Origin of the sequence: Nocardioides sp. TRM66260-LWL, from assembly GCF_020075545.1 — a bacterium.
GTDB lineage: Bacteria > Actinomycetota > Actinomycetes > Propionibacteriales > Nocardioidaceae > Nocardioides.
On record NZ_JAIQZK010000006.1, the window covers coordinates 215,790 to 232,328 of the forward strand.

The following is a 16,539-nucleotide window of genomic DNA, read 5'->3' on the forward strand; positions in this document are numbered from 1 at the left end:
GTGCGTCGTCGACGGCTCCGCGCCCTGACGCTCGGCGCGCTGCTCGCCTCGACGCTGCTCACCGCCTGCGGCGGCGATCCGGCCGCCGACCCCGCGCCGACGGCCGCCTCCAGCCCGTCCGCGAGCCCGTCGGACGAGCCGTCGGAGTCGTCAGGGTCGGCCGCACCGGCCGGGGCGCCGCAGCCGATCGTCCAGGGCGCGCGCCTTCTCGACGCCCGCACCGGGCAGCCGTGGATCCCGCACGGCGTCAGCTGGTCGGGCTTCGAGTACTCCTGCGCGCAGGGCCGCGGCTCCTCGCCGATGGACGCCCTGGGCTCGGGCGCCGAGGACGCCGAGGCCGCCGCCCTGGCGTCGTGGCGGATCGACGTCGTCCGCCTCCCCCTGAACCTCGACTGCTGGCTCGGCACCCAGGGCGCGCCGGTCGGTCCGGGCGCCACCGCGCCCGGCTACCGCGACGCCGTGCGCGCCTTCGTCACCGCCCTGCACGCGCAGGGCATGGCGGTGATCCTCGACCTGCACAGCCGCAAGCGGTTCCAGGAGGACGAGTTCGGCAACCCGCCGATGCCCGACGCCGACGCGCTGACCTTCTGGGACTCCGTGGCCGCGGAGTACGCCACCGACCCCTCGGTGATGTTCGACGCCTGGAACGAGCCCTACGCCCGCTACGACGAGCGCACCGGCACCTACCCCGCGCAGCTGACCTGGGCGTGCTGGGCGCAGGGCGGCTGCCCCGCGTACGGCGAGGACGACCGGGTGCCGCTCGACGACGGCGGGCCCTACCAGGCGACCGGCATGCGAGCGCTGGTCGGCGCGATCCGCGATGCCGGCGCGCCCCAGCCGATCCTGCTCGGCGGGCTCGACTACGCCAACGACCTGCGCGAGTGGGTGCGCTGGGCGCCCGACGACCCCTCGCTCGTCGCGGCGCTGCACACCTACCCCGACAAGCGCTGCGCCTCCGCCGCCTGCTTCGACCGCGAGCTGCTGCCCGTCCTGCGGACCCGGCCGGTGCTGATCTCCGAGGTCGGCGACGGCGACTCCTCCGCGCGGCACGTGCGATCCGTCTCACAGTGGGCCGCCGCCCACGACGTCGGCTGGCTCGCCTGGGCCTGGGAGGCCGACCCCGACAACGCGTTCTCGCTGGTCACGGCCGATCGCCGGACGCCGAGCCGGCCGTACGGCGAGCGCGTGCGCGCCCTGCTCGAGGCCGCGGCAGCGGACTAGACCGGAACTGATCCGCGGGTAACATAGGGCTCCCTACGGCGTTGGCCGTAGGGAGCACACCTGTGGCCTGATCACCCCTCTTACCCCGAGAGGAAGACGTCGGGCCGACCAGCACGGGCCTCCCCAGCCGCTGCAACGACGCATCCCCTCCCCGTCCCCTCCCCCCGGTCCCCAGCCGGAGCAAGGCCTCCCCATGTCGTCGCTCACCCCTGCCCAGCCACCCCGCCAGCCCACCCAGCTGACCCAGCCCGCCGAGACCGCCCCGATCGCTCCGACGGCGGCGCCGACGTCCGTGCCGGCCTACCTCGTGCCCGCCACCGGCGGCGCACTGGTCACGGCCGGCGGCATCCTGCTGACCCTGCTGCTCTTCGTGGTCGGGTTCGTCGGCTTCCTCATCGCGCCGTGGATCGTGCTCGGCGTCGCCGGCGCGGCGTACTGGATCCGCACCGCCTCCTCCCGCGAGCGCGGCGCCCGACGTCCGGGCGCGGGCGCACCGGGCGGCGGGCCCGCGCCCGACCAGACGCCCGGCGGGTTCGGCGGAGGTCTGCGATGACCACGCTGGAGCGACCCGAGGCCGTCGACGCCCGGGTCGTCCCCGGCGCCCCCCTGCCCGACGACCTCGTCCGCACGCTGCGCGGCCTCCGGATCGCGGACCTCGGCTGGGAGGGGCCCGTCCTGCGCTGGGGCGCCGCCCCGGCCGACGTCGAGCTGGCCCGGCTGATCGGCGGGGCGCTGCCCGCGGGCGGCCCCGGCCAGGCAGGCGTCGCGACCGGCGAGGTCGTCGAGGTCGTCGCGCTCGGGGAGGCCGAGCTGGCGGCGCTCGCGCCCGAGCCGGACGTCGACCCCCGGCTGCTCGCCGGCTCCGACGGCCTCGCGGTGACGCGGCGCCTCCTCGACCTGCGCCTGGTCGCGCCGGCCGACGTCGCCGTGGCGGTGGCCGAGCACCTGGCCACCGGCGACCCCGTGGCCGAGATCTTGGTCTCGCGGGAGGCCGTGAGCCAGGACGTCCACACCGCGGTGCTGGCCGACCTCGCAGGCCTCCCGCGGGTCGACCTCACCGACGCCGAGGTCGACCTCGACGTCGCCCGGTCGATCCCGGCCTCGACCGCCCGCCGACTGGGCGCGGTGCCGCTGGCCCGCCGCGACGACGCCGTGCTGGCGGCCGTCGGCCGTCCGCTCACCCCGGAGGCCGCCGACGAGCTGGCGACGCTGCTGCAGGCGCGGGTGATCCCGCTGCTGACCCCGCGCACCGCCATCGACCAGCTCGTCCAGCGGGTGCACCGCGACGACTACGCGCACCAGGCCCCGCGGATGCTGCTCGAGCAGCACCCCGGCGACTCCGCGCACATCGTCGCCACCACCGGCCAGAAGGTCGGCCTCGTGCTGTTCGCGCTGGCCGTCGTGGTCTGCGCGATCCTCGCGCCGATGGCCACCGCGATCGGCGCGGTCGGCGTGTGCAGCGTGGTCTACCTGGCCGTCTCGCTCTACCGCTTCCGCCTGACCTACCGCGCGCTGGGCCACCGGCTCGAGCGCGACGTCACCGCGGGCCTCGAGCACCTCGACGAGCGCACCCTCCCGCTCTACACGGTCTTCGTGCCGCTCTACAAGGAGGCCGGCATCGTCCGGCGCCTGGTGCGCGACCTCAACGCCCTCGACTACCCCCGCACCCGGCTCGACGTGAAGCTGCTGTGCGAGGAGGACGACGAGGACACCATCCGCACCATCCGCTCCCTCGACCTGCCGCCGCACTTCAGCCTGGTCGTGGTGCCCGACAGCCAGCCGAAGACCAAGCCCAAGGCCTGCAACTACGGCCTGCTGCTCGCCGACGGCGAGTACTGCGTCATCTACGACGCCGAGGACCGCCCCGACCCCGACCAGCTGAAGAAGGCCGTCGTCGCGTTCCGCGGCGCGGGCCCCGAGATCGCCTGCATCCAGGGCAAGCTGAACTACTTCAACGGCCGGCAGAACATGCTCACCAGCTGGTTCGCCAACGAGTACTCGATGCACTACGAGCTGCTGCTCCCCGCCATGGGCGCCGACCGCGTGCCGATCCCGCTCGGCGGCACGTCGAACCACTTCCTCACCCAGGTGCTGCGCGACCTCGGCGCGTGGGACCCCTACAACGTCACCGAGGACGCCGACCTCGGCATCCGGCTGCACAAGGCCGGCTACCGCACCGAGATCATGGACTCCACCACGCTGGAGGAGGCCAACTCCCAGCTGCCCAACTGGGTGCGCCAGCGCAGCCGGTGGATCAAGGGCTACATGCAGACCTGGCTGGTGCACATGCGGCGTCCGGTCTCGCTGCTGCGCTCGCTGGGCCTGAAGGGCTTCCTCAGCTTCAACCTGACGGTCGGCGGCGCCTACGTGCACCTGATCAACCCGATCTTCTGGGCGCTCACGACGCTCTACCTGCTCACCCAGGCCGACCTGATCCAGGCGCTCTTCCCCGGCTTCGTCTTCTACGCCGCCGCGACCATGCTCTTCGTCGGCAACTTCGTGTTCGTCTTCCTCAACGTCGCCGGCAGCCTGCAGCGCGGGCAGTACGAGCTGACGCGGTACGCGCTCATCTCACCGCTCTACTGGGGCCTGATGAGCCTGGCGGCCTGGAAGGGCTTCATCCAGCTCTTCACCAACCCCTTCTACTGGGAGAAGACCGAGCACGGCCTCAACGAGGAGGAGCACGCGTGAGCGCCGTGACGCCGGCCGCTCAGGCCCCCTCCCCCGAGCCGCCGCCGACCCCGGCCGCGCTCGCCGCCGCCGCGTCCGCCGCGACCCGTCCGACCCGCTCGTCCGGGTACGCCGAGCGGCCCGTCGGCTGGGAGCGGTGGGAGTCGCGCGTCGTCGGCCTGCTCGTGACGCTCGCCTTCGCCGCGCTCGGGCTGTGGGTCGTCACCGACCTGCACGTGCTCGGCGCCGACGCGCTCGACCGGTTCGCCCGGGCCCTGATGGTCTGGCACAACGACCCGCCGAAGCTGGCCGCCATCGGCCTCGACGACCCGCCGCTCGGCGCGATGGCCGCCACGCCGCTGGCGATCTGGGCCGGCGGGGTCTCCAGCCTGGTGGTCGTCCCGGTCGCCTCGGCGGTCTTCGCCGGGCTCGCCGCCGCGTCCCTCGTGACGCTCATGCGCCGCTGCGGCCTCACCGCGCCGGTGCGCTACGCGGTGCTGGTCGGCCTGCTCGCCAACCCGGTGACGGCCTGGTACGCGGTCAACGGCCAGGGCACCACGCTCACCGTCGCGCTGCTGGTGCTGGCGCTGTCGTCCGCGATCACCTGGTTCGCCACCGCCGACCCCCGCCACCTGATGCTCGGCGGGCTCGCCTTCTGCCTGTGGATCGGCAGCGACTACGGCGCGATCGCCTGGTTCCTGCTGACGGTCGTCCTGATCGCCGGGGTGCTCGGCCGCGCCGGCGTGGGGCGCGAGCAGATCGAGGGCAGCGTCGTCGGGTTCAGCGCGCCGATGGTCTACGTCGTGGCGCTGTGGAGCATCCTCAACCTCCTCTTCGTGCGCAATCCCGTCGCCTGGCTGGTGCCCGACCGGGTGGCCGCCTCCGAGGTCCGCGGCGCCGAGCTGGCCCGCGGCCTGCTGGAGCTGGTGCTCACGGTCTCGCCGGTCACCCTCGTCGTCCTGCCGCTGCTGCTGTGGCGCGGACTCGGCCGCGGCGACGTCGTCGCCCGCTGGCTGGCCGGCGCCATCGTGCTGGCGCTCGGCGAGCCGGCGCTCTCGGCCTGGTTCGGCTGGTCGGCCTCGCCCCTGTCGCTGGGGGACGGGCTGGTGCTGCTCGCGATCACCGTGATCGGCGGCGTCTGGCTCGCCCGGGCCATGGCCTCGGCCGCCGTCGGCGGCGCCCTGCTGGCCACGGCCCTGCTCGCGACGGTGCCGTGGTCGTTCCACGCCGTCGGCGACTACCGCTACCAGGCGCTCGAGGGGTCCTTCGCCCGGGCCGTGCGCACCGGCGAGAGCCAGGAGGGCAGCCGGACGCCCACCGGCCAGACCGTCGGCTTCGACCCCGAGCTGGCGATGGCCGGCTACATCGACGACAACGTCGCCTCGCGCGGCAGCATCCTCACCGACAACGCCGCGACCTACGGCGTGCTGACCCTCTCCGGTCGGCCGGAGCTGTTCTTCGACCGGGTCGACCAGGGCGACGCCGTCTGGCGCGCGGCCGTGGCCGCTCCGCCGGAGCGGGTGCGGTACGTGCTCGTCGCGACCGACGGGCGTCCCGACCTGGTCGCGGAGGCCTACCCGGCTGCGGCCGCGGGCGGCGACGCCGACCTGCCGGTCGTCTTCCGCACCGACCGCTACGTGCTGCTCTCGGTGCCCGCGGGCTTCGTCCAGCGGCCGCAGCAGCAGCTCGACGGCACCGCCGCCGACCCGTCCGTCCCGGCCATCCCCAGCACCGGAGGCACCCCGTGACCGCCCAGCCCGCCCAGCCCGTGATCGCCCCGGCCCCGTCTCTGGCCGACCTGCTCGCCGCCCACGACGCCGGCGCGTCCCTGCGCACCCCGCTGCTGCGGGAGCCCGCGCTCGAGGTCGCCGACCCGGAGGCCGGCACCGCGCCGGCCGAGTCCGCGACGGCCGGTTCCGTGGAGGCCGACGAGGCCGACGAGGCCGTCGAGGCGGCAGCGCCGGCCGCGGTCGCGCCCGCGGTCCAGGCGGTCGTCCTGCCGCCGCCGGCCTCCCCCGCCGCCGAGCCGACGCCGCCCCAGGTCGTCCCGACCCTGGCCGCCGTCCCCGCCCCGGCGCCCGGCGCGGTCGAGCCCCCGGAGGCCGCCGAGCCGCGCGGGGACGCGGTGTCCGCGCTGCTGCGCGAGATCGCCGACCTCACCTCGACCGTCGACCACGCCCGCGCGGAGGCGGACGCCGCCGCGGAGCGGCTGCAGGCGGTGCTGGCCCGGGCCGAGGCGGTGCTCCCGGACGCAGCCCGGCCCGCGACCGCCCGGACGCCCCCCGCCGACGAGCCGGCCCTGCCCGCGCCTGCGGCGCTGCGCCGATGAGCCGCGTCCGAGCAGCGCTCGCCGCAGGCCTCGTGGCGAGCTCGACGCTCTCCCTCGCCGGGTGCTCGCGCGGCGGCAGCGACGAGGCCGCGATCGCCCCCCAGGCGGCGGCCCCGACCGCGGTGGTGCGGATGCAGCAGGGCACGTACTTCGCCTCCGACTCGCCCTGGAACACCCGGATCGACGCCGAGCCGACCGACCCCGACTCGGCCACGCTGATCGCGCAGGCCGCCGAGCGCACCGGCGTCCGCGAGCGCGCCGGCGACCTGCCGCCGCTCGTCGAGCGGCGGGTCGTGCGGGCCGGCCTGTGGATCAACACCGAGGCCTGGACGACGCCGATCGTCACCGACGGCGTGCCGACGACGATGACCTGCCGGCAGACCTCCTGCGGCGACGACCTGCCGAGCCGCCTGCCGGTGCCGGCCGACGTCAGCCCCGACCCCCGCTACGACGGCTGGATGACCATCCTCGACCCCGGCGGCCGCTACGCCTACGACCTGTGGCGGGCGCGGCGGGTGGGCGCGGCGCAGATCTCCTACCAGTTCGCGCGCCGCTGGGACCTCGACGGCCTGGGCTTCGGCGCCCCGCAGGTCGTCGGCGCCCGCGGCTCGGGCCTGCCGCTGTTCGCCGGGCTGATCCGTCGTGACGAGCTGATGGCCGGCCGCATCGACCACGCGCTGGCGATCAGCGTCCCCGGGCCGGCCGCGAGCACGTTCGTGCCGCCGGCCTCGACCACCGACGGCAACGGCCGGGTCACCTCGCTGCCCGAGGGCGCCCGGATCCGGCTGCGCGAGGGCGTGGTGCTGCGTCCGGCCCGCGACCCGCGCACCGGCCGCGCGCTGCCGCTGACCGCCGAGCAGCGCCGTCGCGCCGACGCCGTCGTCGCCTCGCTGCGCATGTACGGCGCGATCGTCGTCGACCGGGCCTCGGTGCCCACGCTGTACGCCGAGAAGGGCGCGCTGAGCGACGAGCTGGTGGGCAACGAGCTGCAGGGCCTGACCCTCGACGACTTCGAGGTCGTCCAGCTGCCCGGACGGCAGCGCTATCCCGCCGATCCGAGCGGGCCGTCCCCCTCCCCCGCCGCGCCGAGCACGGGAGCCACGACCGCCCCCGCCGCCGGCGCCGCCGCGACCCCCGGGAGCCTGTCGTGAGACCCCGCCTGCGCGTCCTCGCCGTGACGCTGACCCTCGGCTCGCTGGCCCCGCTGTCGGCGTGCGGGCTGGGGCTCGGCCGCACCGACATGGCCGCCGCCCAGGAGACCGACGCCGCGCGCCCGGCGTCCGAGACGACCCGGGTGCCGCAGGGGGCGACGCCGATCGCCCCGCCGACCGACGGCTCCGTACGCGTCGACGGCACCACGCGCGGCTCCCTGACGGTGCCCGCCGTCGAGCGGTTCGCCGCGGAGAGCCCGACCGCCACGGTCAAGGTCGGCTCGATCGGCGCGACCCCGGCCTTCCAGCGCCTGTGCGCCGGAGCGCTGGACGTCGTCGACTCCGCGCGCACGATCAGCGCCGACGAGCTCGCGCTCTGCTCGCGCTACGGCCAGCAGGTCGTCCAGCTGCAGGTCGCGGCCGACGCCGTCGTCCTGGCGACCCGGGCGGAGACCGACCTCGGCGGCGACTGCCTGACCGTCGACCAGGTCGCCGACCTGTACCGCGCCGGCTCGCAGGTGACCCGCTGGTCGCAGCTGGGCTTCGCCGGCGGGTCGATCCCGGTGGTCGTCGGCGGCCCGGACCCGGAGAACAACGCCTTCGACTTCTTCGGCCGCTACGTGCTCGACGCGCCCGAGCCGAGCCTGACCTACCTCCGCTCCGACTACCGCGCCCAGGCCGACGACCAGGCCGTGCGCCGCTTCCTCACCGGCGATCCGCGCGACCGGGTCGCCGCCGCCCAGGCGCCGGTGGCCGCGCGGGCCCGGACGCAGGCGGCCACCCTCGTCCGGCAGCGCCGGGCGGAGCTGAGCGGCGCCCGCACCGAGCTGTCGGTGGCGCTGCGCGAGCGGGCCAAGGGCGTGCGCGACCGGCGTCCGGCCGCGACCCAGCGGCGCGACGCCGCGCGGGTCAGCCGGGCCCGGGTGGCGCGCGCCGCCGCCGAGCGCCGCCTGGCGCTCGCCGCGCGCCAGCTGCGCATCGCCTCCTCCGACGCGCGCTCGACCGCGGCCGCCGAGAAGCGCGAGCGCGCGCTGCTGGGCCGGGTCGCCTACGTCCGCTCGAGCTACTACCACCTGTTCGAGGACCAGCTGCGCCCGCTGGAGATCAGCGCGGGCGGTACCGCCGACGACTGCGTCTTCCCGAGCGACACCACCGTGATCGGCGGCCAGTACCCGCTCGGCCGCCGGCTGCTGCTCACCACCACGATGCGCGCGCTGGACCGTCCCGAGGTCGCGGCCTTCCTGGCCTCCTACCTCGCGCACGCCCGCGAGACCGCGACCGCGAAGCGCCTGATCGCGCTCCCGCGGGCGCAGATCCGCACCGAGCTGGCGTGGGTGCGCGGCGAGCAGGCGCCCCCCGTGCTCACCGCGGCGGCGGCGTCCGCGCCCAGCAGCGGCGGCGCGAGCAGCCCGCCGGCCGGGGCGGCGTCGACGGCGACGACGCCGATGCCGAGCCCGACGTCCGCCCCGTGAGGCGAGGGGCGACCCTCGCGGCGGTGGCGGCCGCGGCGCTCGGCGTCCTGCTGCCGCTCGGCGCGCCGGGCACGACGCCTGCGGGCGTCGCGGCGCCGGCCACGAGCGGCGGCACGGTGCTCGAGCAGACCCTCGTCCTCGACTGGCGCGGCGCTCGCTACGACGGCGAGAGCCGGGTCGTGGGCACGGTGCCGGGCATCGGCACCCTGACCGCGCGCTGCCGTCGCGACGGCACCTCGCTGCGGCTCGCGCCCTACGACCGGACCCGCGAGACCCAGATGTGGCTGGCCAAGCACGAGGTCAAGGGCGGGCAGCAGGTCGTGGCGGTCAAGACCGCGCGGGTCTACCGCTGGGCCACCCGCGCCGACGACGGCCGCGGGGGCACCGGGCCGACGGCCGCCGAGGGCCTCAACCAGCGCTGGCCGATCGAGGACGACTCCACCGGCGGCTACGCCCACGGCCTGGTCAGCCAGCGACCCGGACGCCGCTCGGACGCCGCCGGCGTGCCCACCCCGGCCCCGACCAGCGTGTCGGCCACCTGGACGTGGCGGAGCCTGCGCAGCGACCCCGACCGCTCGTCGTGCCGCGTGGTCGTGCGCCTGCGCACCGACATGACCGGGCGGGAGGCCGCCGGTCGGCGCGTCGTCGACTCGGCCCGGTCGCGCTGGGTGCGGCTGGGCGACGACGTCATCCGCGTTGGCCGCACCGCGCGGCTGCTCGACCGGCCCTCGAGCCGGCTGACCCTCGACTGGCACGGCGTCGCGGACGCCGCCGACGGCGGGTCGGCGGCCTCGGCGCCCCTGGGCGACCTGGGCCGGCTGCGGCTGCGCTGCGATCCGCCCGACCCCGCGGACACGGGCGACCCGACCGCCGACGTCACCCTCGAGGTGCCGCCCTCGGCGCGCAGCGCCTCGGTGTACGTCGAGCAGATCTCCGGCGAGGGCGCGGTGGGCGACCACGTCGAGACCTACGAGACGGGGCTGGACCCCGACACCGGCGCCGTCGGCCCGATCGCCCTGCCGCCCAACGGGATGCTGCGCCTCTACCCGGCCGTCGACCTCGGCGAGGGCTCGGTCGTGGCGCCGCTCGTCGTGTCGTCCTATCGCGTCACGAACGACCGCGAGCACCCCGGACGGAACCTCTGCGAGGTGGCCGTCGGGCCCTGGGCGGACTGACCTCGGCCGCCCGGGCACCGCGTCGGTCTCCCCGGGCGCCCGGGGAGACCGGTCGCCGGCAGGCGAAGCTTCGCCCGCCACCGACCGGTTCTGCCCGCCCTGATCGGGCGGCCGGCGTCAGTCGCGCTCGATCACGACCGGCACGCCGAAGCCGTCGGCGCGCGTGATGACGTCCCGGACGGCGGAGCCGCTGCCGTCGTAGCGGTAGCCGATGCGGAGCACGGCGCGGTCGCGCTCGGCGCCGTCGCACGGCTGGTCGGCCCGCACCGAGACGTCCGCGCCGATCGCGATCAGCCGCCGCACGGTGTCGCGATGCGTGTGGATGGCCCGCTCGACGGCGGCGTCGGACGGCAGCTGGTCGCAGGGCGGGTGTGCCGTGGTGCGCATGCCGGGCACGCTCAGCGGCACGAGGCCGCGGGCGAGCACCAGCACGAGCAGGACGGCCGCTGCGAGGCCGAGGCCGAGCAGCACCTGGGGGCGGGCGAGGGGATGTGCGGGCATGACGACTCCTGATCGGGACGTGGGGCATCGACGGTCCGGCGGACCGCGAGGACGGGACGTGCGGAGGGGGCTTGCGGAAGGGGCTTGCGGAAGGGGCTTGCGGAGGGGCGAGGGCTGGCGGAGCGCGGGGAGCGGGCGGGGTCAGCCGAGCAGCGGGACGAGCGCGCGGGCGTGGTGGCGGTCGTCGTCGAGCGTCACCTCGAGCCGTCCGCCCACGGCACCGAGCCGCCGTCGGACGCCGTCCAGCCCGGTGCCGCCACGCGGCGCCCCGGTGGCGATCGGCACGGTGAGCCGGTCGGACGCCACCCGGTTGACGACCTCGAGGCCGAGCGAGGGACCCCAGCCGATCCGCACCCGGATCGGCGCGTCGGGGTCGCCGTGCTTGAGCGCGTTCGCGACCAGCTCGCGCAGCACCCGCTCGGCGACGACGTCGAGGTCCGGCGGCAGCGGACGCGGCTCGCCCTCGACGACGACCTCGACGCGCGGCACGACGGCGGTCTGCGCGACCAGCCGGCCGAAGCCGCCCGTCGGCGCGGCGGCGCTGGTGCCGGCCAGCACCGCGCCGACGTCGTCCAGGGAGGAGCGCGCGGCGTCGGTGATCGCCTCGAGGCTGCGACGGATGCGCGGCAGCTCGGCGTCGGGGAGCAACGTGGCCGCCTGGGCCTGGGCGAGGATCACGGCGAGGGAGTGGCCGACGACGTCGTGCACGTCGCGGGCCAGCCGCGCCCGCTCCTCCTGTGCGCCGGCTGCGGCCTCAGCCTGCGCCTGGCCCAGCTCGGCCAACCGCTGCTGCTCGGCGGCCTCGACCGCCCGGTCGCGACTCTCACGGGCCCGGTCGGCGAAGCGGAGCGTCAGCCCTACCAGCCACGGGACGACGAGCAGCGTCCCGACGACCGCGACCACGCCGAGCTCCATCCCCGGACCGGGCTGCAGCCCGACACGGGCCAGGGCGTCCAGCCACGTCCCGGCACCCAAGGAGGCGTTCGCCAGGACGGTGCCGGCGAGCACGACGCCGAGGCCCAACGCGCCCGGGATCGCCAGCCCCGACAGCACGACCGTGGCGGCTCCGCCGTATCGGCTGCACCCGTAGAGCACGACGACGAAGCCGAGCTGCACGATCAGCAGGCTGAGCCCCATCTCCACCTGCACGAGGGTCGCCGCGATCAGCGCGACCAGCGCCGCCGCCGGCGCCAGACGGTGCAGCCCGACGGCCGCCGCCATCAGCACGATGACGATGTCGTAGGAGCCCACCGGGAGGTCGAGCGCACGCATGGGGCCGAGCTCGGCCCACCCGACGGCGGCGACGATCGCTGCGAGCCCGGCTCCGATCAGCGCGGGACGCACCCACGGCCGCTCGACCGGCTCGACCCGACTGGTCTGGTTCATGGCCTCAACCTAGGAGCGCCCGGGGGTCGTCGGCATCGATCGCAGGTGCCGATCGACGGCACCTGCGGACGACCCGTCGCGACCTCCCGACCGGCGCCACGGGCCCTAGGCTCGGACGCGCCGCGCCCGCGGCCACCCGACATCGAGGAGAGCGGCCATGTCCGACGAGGCACCGATCCGCGTGGTGCTGGTCGACGACCAGGATCTCTTCCGCGAGGGCGTGCGCATCATCGTCGACGCCCAGCCCGGCCTCGAGGTCGTCGGCGTGGCCGGCGACGGCCAGCAGGCGCTCCGGGTGGTCGAGGAGACGCAGCCCGACGTGGTGCTCATGGACCTCCGCATGCCGGAGATGGACGGCGTCGAGGCCACCCGGCGGCTCCTCGCCCCGGAGGCCGTCGCCGCCCGGGCGCGGCCGCTGCGGGTGATCGTCCTGACCACCTTCAACCTCGACGACCGCGCCGCCACCGCGATCCGGCACGGGGCGTCGGGGTTCCTGCTGAAGTCCACGACGCCGGACGCGCTGCGCGAGGCGATCCGCACCGTGCACGCCGGCAACGCCGTCCTCGCCCCCGACGACCTCGCCACCCTGCTGGACGGCGAGCTGGCCGCGCCCGCCGTCCCGCCTCCGCCGCCCGCGCTCGCCACCCTCACCGACAAGGAGCGCGAGGTCTTCGACGCCGTGGCCCGCGGCCTGTCGAACGCCGAGATCGGCGCGCGGATCTTCCTCAGCGAGTCGACGGTGAAGACCCATGTCGGCGCGGTGCTGCGCAAGCTCGGCCTGCGCGACCGCGTCCAGGTCGTCGTCTTCGCCCACGAGCACCGCCTGATCTGAGACAGAGGCCACGGTGGTCGAGCCTGCCGAGACCCCCGCACCCGCGCAGGGCCCGGTGGTCGAGCCGGAGCCCACGGTGGTCGAGCCTGCCGAGACCCCCGCACCCGTGCAGGGGCGAGACCCGCCCCTCGGGCGAGGCGGTTCCGTGGGATTCCCTGGACGGCGGCCCGCACACGGATGTTCACTGACCGTGTGACCAGCACCACAGCGTCTCGGGACGCGCAGACCACCCCGCGCGACCGGTGGGGCCGCGTGCGCCGCGGTCTCGACCAGCTCACCACCCCGCTGCTGCCCGACGACTACCTGACGCTGATCAACCCGCTGTGGAGCTCGCGCGAGCTGCGCGGGCGGGTCGAGAAGGTCGTGCGCGAGACCGACGACGCCGCGACCCTCGTCATCCGGCCCGGCTGGGGCTGGACCTACGACCACCGGCCGGGCCAGTACGTCGGCATCGGCGTGCAGGTCGACGGCAAGTTCCACTGGCGGTCCTACTCCGTCAGCTCGCCGCCCAAGCGGTCGGGCCGGACGCTCGCGATCACCGTGCGCGCCATGCCCGAGGGGTTCCTCTCCGACCACCTGGTCAACGGCCTCGCGCCGGGCACGATCGTCCGGCTCGCGCTGCCGAACGGCGACTTCGTCCTGCCCGATCCACCGCCGGCACGCTCGCTCTTCCTCGTCGGCGGCTCGGGCATCACGCCGGTGATGTCCATGCTGCGCACCCTCGACCGGCGCGGCACGATGGGCGACGTCACGCTGCACTACGCCTCGACGACGCCGGAGCGGATGATCTTCCGCGACGAGATCGCCGCCCTGCACGCCAAGCACGAGGCGCTCACCGTGCACGAGTGGTTCTCCGACGAGCAGGGCATCTTCGACCTCGCCCGGCTCGACGACCTCGTCCCCGACTGGCGACGCCGCGAGACCTGGGCCTGCGGTCCCGCGCCGATGCTCGACGCCGTCGAGCAGCACTGGCGCGACGCCGACCTCGACGACCGCCTGCACCTCGAGCGGTTCTCGCTGCAGCTGAAGGGCGACGGCGGGGAGGGCGGGCTCGTCACGTTCCAGAACACCGGACGCGAGGTCGAGGCCGACGGCGCCACCACTCTGCTCGAGGCCGGCGAGCAGGCCGGCGTCGGCATGCCGTACGGCTGCCGCGTGGGCATCTGCCACACCTGCACCGTCACCAAGATCTCGGGCACCGTGCGCGACCTGCGCAACGGCGACGAGTTCGACCAGCCCAACGAGCAGGTGCAGACCTGCGTCACCGTGCCCGTGGGCCCCTGCACGCTGAACGTCTGACCCCGCGCCGCACCGGCACGGCACCGTCCCCGCACCACCCAGCCCGCCCCGATCAAGGGAGACCCGCATGGCCATCTCGGACGTCCAGGAGTACTGCCACCTCACCGAGGCCGACGTCGAGGCGATCGGGCGCGAGCTCGACGCCCTCCGCGAGCGCGTCGAGCGCTCCCGGGGCGCGAAGGACGCCGCCTACATCCGCCGCGTCATCCGCGCCCAGCGCTGGATGGCCGCCTCGGCCCGCATCGGCATGATCGTCGCGGCGCCGCTCGACAAGAGGTACCGACGACCGCTGCAGGCGGCCTCGGCGGTCTCGCTCGGCCTGGCCAAGATCCTCGAGAACATGGAGATCGGCCACAACGTCATGCACGGCCAGTGGGACTGGATGAACGACCCCGAGATCCACTCCTCCACCTGGGAGTGGGACACCGGCCAGCCGGCCGAGCAGTGGAAGCACTCCCACAACTACATCCACCACCAGTTCACCAACGTGCTCGGCTACGACAACGACATCGGCTACGGCGTGCTGCGGATGGCGCGCGAGCAGCGGTGGACGCCGGCCAACCTCGGCCAGCCGGTCTACAACGCCCTGCTCGCCACGCTGTTCCAGTGGGGCGTCGCGCTGCACGACCTCGACCTCGACGCGATCCGCCACGGCAAGAAGGACCCCGAGGAGATGAGGCGCCAGCTGGCGCAGATCGTCCGCAAGGGCCGTCACCAGCTGGTGAAGGACTACGTGCTCTACCCGGCGCTCACCGGCCCCCGATGGAAGGAGACGATCCGGGCCAACGTCGCCGCGAACCTCATGCGCAACGTGTGGGCCTACCTGATCATCTTCTGCGGGCACTTCCCCGACGGTGCGCTGCACTTCACCGAGGACGAGCTCGAGGACGAGACCCGCGCCGAGTGGTACCTGCGGCAGATCCTCGGCACCGCGAACTTCGAGGGCGGCCCGCTGCTCCACCTGATGAGCGGCAACCTCGGCTACCAGATCGAGCACCACCTCTTCCCCGACCTGGTCTCGAACCGCTACGCCGAGATCGCGCCGGAGGTGCGCGCGCTGTGCGAGAAGTACGAGCTGCCCTACACCACCGGCCCGCTGCACCGGCAGTACGGCCAGGTGCTCCGCACCATCCACAAGCTGACGCTGCCGAACCGGATGACCAAGGACGACCGGCCGCCCACCGGCGAGGGCGTCACCATCGAGCAGCACCAGCGGGTGCGGCACGAGGACACCCACCAGCGCCGCACCGAGCTCGGCGCGTGGTCGCGCGCCGCGGGCCGCAGCCGGGCGTGACGACCGCGTCGGCCCTGTTCGCCTGGGAGGGCGCCCCCGACGGGGTGCCCTCCCGGCGGCTCGTCACCCGGTGCGCGCTCGCCCGGGTCTGCGGCGCGTGCGGACGTCCGCTCGGGCATCCGATCGCCTTCGTCGGGACGTCCGACGAGGTGGCGCGCAACGCCTTCCACCTGCCCCCGCTGCACGACGGCTGCGTGGACGCCGTCCGCGCCCTGCCCGCACCCGTCCCGCTGACGGTCGTGCGCACGGCCGGCTTCGAGTTCGTGCGTCCCGGCTCCGGCGATGCCGACCCGCTGCCGAGGTTCGTGCCGAACTCGCTGCTCTAGCCTCGTCGGTGATCGAGTGAGCCCCGGTGGTCGAGCCGGCCCCCTGATCGAGCCGACCTCGGTGGTCGAGCCGGCCCCGGTGGTCGAGCCTGTCGAGACCCCCGCACCTGGACGCCCCGGGGCACCGGGTCAGTCGCGCGCGAGCCCCTGCACCAGGTGCCACTGCGCGTCGGCGTAGGTCAGCAGCACGAACGCCTCGGCCAGCGCCCTCGTCCGATGGTCGCTCAGCAGCAGCTCGCGCAGCAGGATCGCGGAGTCCGAGGCGAGGAACATGCCGCCCCCGGTGCGCAGCTCGCCGTCGTTGGAGCCGAGCGCGGTGGCCGCCATGGTCCCGAGCAGCAGGCCGTAGCCGGTGACGACCGGGTCCGGACGACCGCCTCCGGCCCGGACGTCGAGCACCGCCAGCGTCCCGAGCCAGGCACCCACCGCGGCCGCGACCGCGGGCCGCGGACGATGCCCACGCCGCGCCAGCAGGGTCAGGTAGGCCGCCTGCTGCACGGCGAACGCCGCCGCCCCGCGGCGCAGGCGGCGCCGGGCGGCCGCGTCGTCCTCCGGGGCACGCGGCGGCAGCAGCGCAAGGTCGCCCGCCCAGGCGGCCGCGAGCGCCGTCCGCAGCAGACCCCGATCCCGGCCGGTCGTGACGGCCGAGGCCAGCAGGGGCATCAGCGCGCCCTTCGTCGGCACCAGGCTCGGCCGGTGCTCGCGGGCCCCCGCCACCGCCGTCGCCACCGCCACGACGCCGTAGACGGCCTTCGTCGCTCGCATGGCGTCAGTGTGGCGCAGGCCCGTCGGTTTCCCCGGGCGCCCGGGGAAACCGGTCGGGGGGGGGGGGGGGGTGGGCCCCCCCCCCCCCGGGTGGCCCGCCCCCGGCCGGCGGGGGGGG

At 75.5% G+C, this 16,539-nt stretch carries 15 protein-coding genes; 12 read left to right on the forward strand and 3 right to left on the reverse strand.

Features of this window, described 5'->3' with window-relative positions; all coding sequences use genetic code 11:
* The 8 genes from K8Z61_RS15090 to K8Z61_RS15125 all read left to right on the forward strand — a co-directional run bounded on the left by K8Z61_RS15090 (nt 1) and on the right by K8Z61_RS15125 (nt 10,018).
* Nucleotides 1-1,221 carry a glycoside hydrolase family 5 protein gene (locus tag K8Z61_RS15090; protein ID WP_224130709.1) on the forward strand — a complete coding sequence of 407 codons (1,221 nt, stop codon included), beginning with the start codon at nt 1-3 and terminating at the stop codon, nt 1,219-1,221.
* 193 nt (nt 1,222-1,414) lie between these two features.
* Nucleotides 1,415-1,774 (forward strand): hypothetical protein, encoded by a 360-nt coding sequence (locus K8Z61_RS15095; RefSeq protein ID WP_224130710.1) that lies wholly within the window; start codon nt 1,415-1,417, stop codon nt 1,772-1,774.
* Nucleotides 1,771-3,912, forward strand: a complete 2,142-nt coding sequence (locus K8Z61_RS15100; RefSeq protein WP_224130711.1) for a glycosyltransferase family 2 protein — start codon at nt 1,771-1,773, stop codon at nt 3,910-3,912. The genes K8Z61_RS15095 and K8Z61_RS15100 overlap by 4 nt, the downstream gene beginning before the upstream one ends.
* Nucleotides 3,909-5,639, forward strand: coding sequence for a hypothetical protein (locus K8Z61_RS15105; protein WP_224130712.1), 1,731 nt, complete (start codon nt 3,909-3,911; stop codon nt 5,637-5,639). Before K8Z61_RS15100 ends, K8Z61_RS15105 begins: the two co-directional genes overlap by 4 nt.
* Nucleotides 5,636-6,220 (forward strand): hypothetical protein, encoded by a 585-nt coding sequence (locus K8Z61_RS15110; protein WP_224130713.1) that lies wholly within the window; start codon nt 5,636-5,638, stop codon nt 6,218-6,220. Before K8Z61_RS15105 ends, K8Z61_RS15110 begins: the two co-directional genes overlap by 4 nt.
* Nucleotides 6,217-7,371 (forward strand): hypothetical protein, encoded by a 1,155-nt coding sequence (locus tag K8Z61_RS15115; protein ID WP_224130714.1) that lies wholly within the window; start codon nt 6,217-6,219, stop codon nt 7,369-7,371. The genes K8Z61_RS15110 and K8Z61_RS15115 overlap by 4 nt, the downstream gene beginning before the upstream one ends.
* The gene (locus K8Z61_RS15120; RefSeq protein WP_224130715.1) at nt 7,368-8,843 is read left to right on the forward strand and encodes a substrate-binding domain-containing protein; all 1,476 of its coding nucleotides are present in this window, start codon (nt 7,368-7,370) and stop codon (nt 8,841-8,843) included. Before K8Z61_RS15115 ends, K8Z61_RS15120 begins: the two co-directional genes overlap by 4 nt.
* Entirely contained in the window at nt 8,840-10,018 is a 1,179-nt protein-coding gene (locus K8Z61_RS15125; protein WP_224130716.1) for a hypothetical protein, read from the forward strand. Before K8Z61_RS15120 ends, K8Z61_RS15125 begins: the two co-directional genes overlap by 4 nt.
* Before the next feature lie 117 nt (nt 10,019-10,135).
* On the opposite strand, the gene K8Z61_RS15130 is transcribed toward K8Z61_RS15125, so the two are convergent.
* A complete protein-coding gene (locus tag K8Z61_RS15130; RefSeq protein ID WP_224130717.1) occupies nt 10,136-10,519 on the reverse strand; it encodes a hypothetical protein in 384 nt (127 codons plus the stop codon).
* Between the two features lie 141 nt (nt 10,520-10,660).
* Complete coding sequence (locus K8Z61_RS15135; RefSeq protein ID WP_224130719.1) at nt 10,661-11,905, reverse strand: sensor histidine kinase; 1,245 nt, start codon at nt 11,903-11,905, stop codon at nt 10,661-10,663.
* Nucleotides 11,906-12,062: 157 nt separating this feature from the next.
* On the opposite strand from K8Z61_RS15135, the gene K8Z61_RS15140 reads away from it, so the two are divergent.
* The 4 genes from K8Z61_RS15140 (at nt 12,063) to K8Z61_RS15155 (ending at nt 15,656) form a co-directional block, all read left to right on the forward strand.
* Nucleotides 12,063-12,737 carry a response regulator transcription factor gene (locus K8Z61_RS15140; RefSeq protein ID WP_224130720.1) on the forward strand — a complete coding sequence of 225 codons (675 nt, stop codon included), beginning with the start codon at nt 12,063-12,065 and terminating at the stop codon, nt 12,735-12,737.
* Nucleotides 12,738-12,929: 192 nt separating this feature from the next.
* Nucleotides 12,930-14,036, forward strand: a complete 1,107-nt coding sequence (locus tag K8Z61_RS15145) for a ferredoxin reductase (RefSeq protein WP_224130721.1) — start codon at nt 12,930-12,932, stop codon at nt 14,034-14,036.
* A gap of 67 nt (nt 14,037-14,103) precedes the next feature.
* Complete coding sequence (locus K8Z61_RS15150) at nt 14,104-15,330, forward strand: acyl-CoA desaturase (protein ID WP_224130723.1); 1,227 nt, start codon at nt 14,104-14,106, stop codon at nt 15,328-15,330.
* Nucleotides 15,327-15,656 (forward strand): hypothetical protein, encoded by a 330-nt coding sequence (locus K8Z61_RS15155; protein ID WP_224130724.1) that lies wholly within the window; start codon nt 15,327-15,329, stop codon nt 15,654-15,656. The genes K8Z61_RS15150 and K8Z61_RS15155 overlap by 4 nt, the downstream gene beginning before the upstream one ends.
* A gap of 129 nt (nt 15,657-15,785) precedes the next feature.
* Here K8Z61_RS15155 and K8Z61_RS15160 read toward each other — a convergent pair whose 3' ends face one another.
* Entirely contained in the window at nt 15,786-16,421 is a 636-nt protein-coding gene (locus tag K8Z61_RS15160; RefSeq protein WP_224130725.1) for a lysoplasmalogenase family protein, read from the reverse strand.
* Between the last annotated feature and the right edge of the window lie 118 nt (nt 16,422-16,539).

What these genes read in the sequence shown, in the direction of transcription:
- K8Z61_RS15095 (WP_224130710.1), top strand. Translation starts at nt 1,415, where the DNA reads ATGTCGTCGCTCACCCCTGCCCAGCCACCCCGCCAGCCCACCCAGCTG.
- K8Z61_RS15100 (WP_224130711.1), top strand. Translation starts at nt 1,771, where the DNA reads ATGACCACGCTGGAGCGACCCGAGGCCGTCGACGCCCGGGTCGTCCCC.
- K8Z61_RS15115 (WP_224130714.1), top strand. Translation starts at nt 6,217, where the DNA reads ATGAGCCGCGTCCGAGCAGCGCTCGCCGCAGGCCTCGTGGCGAGCTCG.
- K8Z61_RS15130 (WP_224130717.1), bottom strand. Translation starts at nt 10,519, where the DNA reads ATGCCCGCACATCCCCTCGCCCGCCCCCAGGTGCTGCTCGGCCTCGGC.
- K8Z61_RS15135 (WP_224130719.1), bottom strand. Translation starts at nt 11,905, where the DNA reads ATGAACCAGACCAGTCGGGTCGAGCCGGTCGAGCGGCCGTGGGTGCGT.
- K8Z61_RS15140 (WP_224130720.1), top strand. Translation starts at nt 12,063, where the DNA reads ATGTCCGACGAGGCACCGATCCGCGTGGTGCTGGTCGACGACCAGGAT.
- K8Z61_RS15150 (WP_224130723.1), top strand. Translation starts at nt 14,104, where the DNA reads ATGGCCATCTCGGACGTCCAGGAGTACTGCCACCTCACCGAGGCCGAC.
- K8Z61_RS15160 (WP_224130725.1), bottom strand. Translation starts at nt 16,421, where the DNA reads ATGCGAGCGACGAAGGCCGTCTACGGCGTCGTGGCGGTGGCGACGGCG.